We start from the raw sequence: 6,003 nt of genomic DNA, 5'->3' as shown, positions 1-6,003 counted from the left end.
ATGATTTCAGTTCTTATGATTTTGATTCTTACTACGATGATTTCAGTTCTTATGATTTTGATTCTTACTACGATGATTTCAGTTCTTATGATTTTGATTCTTACTACGATGATTTCAGTTCTTATGATTTTGATTCTTACTACGATGATTTCAGTTCTTATGAGGGTTATATTATAGACAGCGGGACTGTAATCTATAACGAATATATTACTTCTGATATTCCCGCTGGAGAAGAAGCTCTTGTTTATGCGTTTCCTGAGATCGCTACTATTTATGATGGCATCGATACTGGGTTTACTGCCGATAGCCAGGTTTTGCCCGAGCAATCATTTTTTACATCCGAACCAACCCTTCTTACTGATGATCCCATCGAAGGTTCGATTAAAGACTACGAATCCGTCGTTATAGAACTAATGTCATCAGGGTTTTCTGGGATAGAGTCGGGGATAGACAAAACTCCTTCCGACGGATTCGATTCCACTACGACTTTTTCCATTCCCGAATCGCCGACTATCAACAGCGATATCATGGCGTCGGCAAATCCTGCGTCAATCGAAGAATTGTCTATAAGTAATATTGACCCTAATGTAAATATATCTACACCTGAATCTGAGATGAATGACTTTAACGATTTAGCATCTTCTGTCGCTTTATCATCAACATCTCTAGGCAGTGCAGGGGATTTAACCATAGATTCTTACAACTTAAACATGCCGGTAGGAGGAGTTGGAACCTTAAAAGATACAAATATTGGTGGATTTGTTCCGAGCGATACTACTTTAGATACCAGATCGGACACCAGCCTCTTTTATGCCTCGACCATAGAAAGTGTTCCTGGGATGAATAATCTATCGGGAGTTGATAACACTGTGTCCAGCTATACCGATAAAATACAATATGTTTCTTTGCAAACAAACGACGCCATATCTACGACCAATGCTTTATATGGCGACTCGATGATATATGATATCGGTCAAGTAGAATCCGCGCCGCAAAATTATGCAGACAATATGTTATCGACGCAGACAATACAAGCGTTAAGTAGTACTTTTGATAATGAGCGGGCATCAACCGTTCTGCTTACGCCGGATTATCAGATGACAAGTATTAATATTGCCGAAACTCCATCTGTAACGATATCGGTCGATGATCCTATGACTTATCAACAGTATGTGGAGGTGGATTTCGCGCCTGCTGTTAGTATTGATTCTACACCGTCCTTTGAATCGCTTATATTATCAAGTGATTTGACAACAGATATGGGTATTGATATGACAGATTTTATCGCATCCTTAGATACTATGGGCTATGAGTCATTATCTGTTGACAGTATGGAGAATCCCGAGGTCTTTAGTAGTAACTTAGATATCGCGCTAGATTCATATTTTACGGATACACAGACAACAGATAGTACTATCTCTTACGGTTTTGAAATAGAGGGAACCGATACGAGTGAGTATTTGAGTGCAGAATTTGAGGATTTTGAGGGTAGCTTAGATATTGTGATCAACCCATATGATAGTGGGCCGGAAGTCGCTTCTTTGGATTTAAGCGATATGTTTAACAGTATAGAAGGATTCGTCCTTCCATTTACGAGTGCTAACCTGACATTCCAGGACGCGATAGGTGGGGGGATGGAGGATAATATCTCATCTGATAATGACATAATGCTTGAAAACTCACAGCTTTCTATCGAGCTTGTTCTTGATCAGGAGTCTTCTTACGCAGAAGACTATATTTTATCGGATTCTTTTATAGATGCTTCTTTAGCATTGGAGTTATTCAACGAAGATGTCTTTAATATGTCTGATTCGGGTATATGGGGAAATGAATTTGTAGAGTCATTCCAGCCAGATAATATGGATGACATTACGGAAGCTGAATCCATAACAGGCGCCGATACGGGATTATTTATTCTGAAGAATTTTTACTCCAGCATTGATACTGCCAACGAAACAATACCTGGGCTTGAGGTGGATAATTTAGTTACATTAACAGGAGCTTTAGATAATTTGGATGTTGTGCCTGATACTATTTTAAATATAGATAACACCATTGAAACCACAACGCAATTTATCGAATCGGCAACCTTAAAAACTTATTCGTATGAAGCAGGATTAGATGTAACGTCATTTAATCTCGAAGAAAATTATCAAGCCGCGGTAGAAACTGAAACCGATATAATAACGACGAGCTCTGTGGTGTATATTGAGTCGACGCTTGAACAGGATTTTGCCGGGACAGTTGAGAGCGCAGGTATAGAGCCGGCGGCAGGGGTAGCTGAGAATGCGGGGGCGAAGTCATTGGCAGGAGTAGATGGCGCGCTTCTAAACGAATTATTGTCTCTACCACAATTGGAAAATGTCACGACAGGCCAGGCTACATTAAACAATGGAGTATTAACATTCGAGCCGGATATTGCCGTAATGACGTTACCTAACGAGACTGTCCAGACAGGCGTAGAAACAGCAATGGCGGCGACAGACTCAAGTAATAGCGAAGCCGACACAATAAATACAAATATAAAGAATGAGCAATTCACGAAAACGTTCCGGCAGGATTTTAGCGAGGGCATTCTGAACGAGGCAGTAGACGCAGAATTGAATATGCTCATAGAGTCCTGCTACGACTATTATAATGATTTTGCTGAGAGCGGAACCGATCCTTATGTTATCGCGCAAGAAGAAGCATCCTCAATGGCTATATTCGAAGCTTTGGACGCCACGCCAGACGTCGCTGTAGGACTTGGAGAGAGCGAACTTGCTGAATCCGAATTTATTAATGCGGACGAAATTCAGCCGGATTTAGAGGGCGTTGGGGCGTTCAATCCAAACCCGGAAAATATGCCGGATGGAATGAATCCGACCGATATAGAGCTTACGCCCGAAGCCAATCTTCATGACGGTAATGCTGGAGGTGGTCCAGTTGCGGACTATGAACCTGTCGTTATAGAATTGATATCATCATCGTCCGAACCCGATGCCGGATCGGAAACCGAAGCTATCAGCGGAGCGGATACGCGTACCGACAGTGAACTCGCCATGGCTGAACTCGCCAATATCTTTTCAGGGTCGGATATCGCCGACCTTATCCCGGATACAGCGGTTCTGAATACCAATAATAGCGCTTTCGAACAGAATCCTTTAGCGGATGCCCAGATTACCGAGACTGTCTCTACCGGCAAAGAAGCTGGTTTCAGCGCAGTGATCATAGTGTTACCCGACAACGAGGTAGGTGTTGAAGCTAAGTCGGCGGAGACCAATGTGCCGGATCTCCGCGATAATAATATAGCCACCGCGATGAAGGCCGCAAATAACGAGCTACAGTCTTTTATCGGCACTACTTCTTCGGATGAATTCCAGTCGATGATACAGGGTGCTATAGCGAATAACGATTTTGAAACTCTAAATAAAATAGGGGCTACCTTGAACGCGGCTATGGGTGTGATGGGCGCGGCGGATAGGAATGACATAAACCTGGTTGGCTCGCCTTTTGTCGATGCCACCGGCCAGGTTCACATGCAACTCGATTTTGGCAGTTCCGGCAAGACAAACCTTATCGTGGATGGTAGAAATCTCAGCGTTTCGGGGGTAATGGATATGACGATCGGCGCGGGAGGTATCCGCGTAACGGATCTCACCATGAAGGGAGTCACTGCTAACGAAAAGGTATGCTTCACCGAGGCGTCGATCAAACTTAATGCTGATTTTACCTTTGATCTGGTGGATTTTAAGTTTACAGTCGCCGCCGGGGATTGTTTCTACAATAATGAATTGAAAGCCGTTTCCGGCACGGGCACTGCAGGCAAAGCCACAGGATCGCAATCGCAGGTCTTGGAGATGGGGGTAAACTCTATAGGCACTTATATTACAAATAGCTCCGGCCAGGGCCAGATGAACAAGGTGACTATAACAGAGGGCACTATTATTAAGTTCAACAGCTCCTTCAATACCGCGCCGGACGGTACTTCGGTTACGATAGCCGGTATGAAGGTCGCCATAACGGCTAACGGTAATTCATTCAATTTGAATGGAACAACTGGTAACTTTATGATGTGGACTAAGGGTAGTCTCGCTATAGGAGCGAGTACAGATATAAAAGTACCGATGGACGCAGGCATTTACGTGGTAGGGTTTAAAATCGGGAATACCGCAACGCAAGTCCTTATAAACGGTAATACCAATATTTGCATGGGAACCGTAGAAAAATTAAGTTCGGACGGCAAGACGGTCGAGTATTACAGGAATAGTTCCGATCAGATTATAAATGCTTCTAACGGCACTGCCATAGGCTCCATCTATACCAAGGAAACCCAGGCTAAGCTCGGCTCCCTCGCCGTGATCTTAAAACAACAGCAGATCGCGGTAACCTCCGGCATAACATCATCAGCCGCCGATAAGGCATTCGTGGCAAGCTTTAACGCAAGCCATCCCATGCTTGTATATTCAGGCGATAAGCTAATGGGGGCTGTATTAAAGATGGGCGCTGACCAACAGATTATCGCAATACTGAGTGCGGCCGATAATAAGCCATACGTTGTTATAGACGGGAAGCTGGTTGAGAATGATAATTATTTTGCCAATGGTATGGAGTTGCGGGCGAATCCCGGCGCCGGCGATAAGATCATGCGTTTATTAGACAATATGATCGGAGACAAAAAAGGTCTTATCAATCCTCCCACGGCGGATAATGTTTCACATTTGGCAGAACTCAAGGCTCTGCGTCAAGGTCTCGAAAGAAATATGTTTTCCGGAGCCGAACTAATGGCGGCCGCTTCGAAATTAGGGCAGATATTCGTAACCCACGGCACAGGAACCGCAGAAAAAGTAGAGGCGGTTTATGATCTCGGGGCCGAGATCGCGAAATGCCTCGACTATCACGCCAATATTAATGAATATCTCGGACTGGGCGGGGATGAAACGACTGCGCGGGAACAGTATGCCGCATTGCTTCGTCAGGATATCGAATATTACAATAGTCCAATGTGTCAGCTGTCTCAAGAGGCTAAAACGCAGGGAATACAAAATAGCACGGAAGCGTTAAGGCTTCTAAGCGCAGGTAGTTCTCTGGGCGATGTCTTGAAGATAAGCGGAAACACATTACATAAGATGACGGACGCTCCGATTGTCGGGGCGATGGGGATGACAGTTAACCCTGCTGTAACCACGATCGACGTACGCCAGGCTCTCGGGATAGGCGCTGGGCTATACTCTTTCGAAGCCCGGGAGATAGCCGAAGGCTATGAGGCTATGATGGCCGCCGGTAACCTCGACAAAGCCATAGCGATACTCCAAAGCCCGCAATGTGAAGCTTACCATATCACCGCCGTTACATTCTCGCAGGCCGAAGGCGCCGCCGCGGCTCAACGCCTTTTCACAAATTACACAGGACAGGACAGGATGCCCACGATAACAGAATACGCCTCTCTAATAATCTCCAATCCCACGAGTCCGGATGGGTTTGGCGGCCAGATCGATTTCGCGACACTCGCCAGGGCCGCAGGCGGCAATGTCATCGCGAGGGAAATCGCCATAGGAGATCTGTACAACATACCCATGTATTCTTTCTACAGCGGCCTTGTCGGCACGCCGCTGGAGAAAGCGACTGATGCAGAAGTTCGCTGGGGTGCCGTAAAGGGAGGATTAGCCGGCGGAGCAATAGCGAGCGCGACGCTTTTGACAGGGGGCGCGTCGTCGCCCGTACTGGCCGCCATCGGTAATTCAATGGCTGTAGCAGGATACACAGGCCTTGCTTATGGCGGTGTGACCGCCGCAAGTTATGGCCTGAATGCCTGGGTAACCGGTAGAGACCTGTATGACCAGAGAATGCCAGCCTCGTTCGCGGGTATGTTGGGCGGCGTGGCAGGCTCGATAGGAGTAGGTTACGGCTTGAGCCTTGCCACTGCGGGCGCGGCAGGCCTTACTAACTTATCCGGTTATGCCGCTAATGCGTTATGGAGAGCCGGTTACAGCGCCACGCAAGCCGTTAATATTACACAGGGCG

1 protein-coding gene is annotated in these 6,003 nt (G+C 46.1%); it reads left to right on the top strand.

Translation table 11 applies throughout. The annotated features are described in order from the left end of the window. Positions 1-6,003, top strand: a 6,003-nt coding sequence (locus PHS46_08130) for a hypothetical protein (protein MDD3906468.1), incomplete at both ends; no start/stop codon positions are given.

This window comes from Candidatus Omnitrophota bacterium (assembly GCA_028699255.1).
Lineage (GTDB): Bacteria > Omnitrophota > Gorgyraeia > 2-01-FULL-45-10 > 2-01-FULL-45-10 > FEN-1322.
This window is presented reverse-complemented; position numbering and strand designations above follow the sequence as displayed.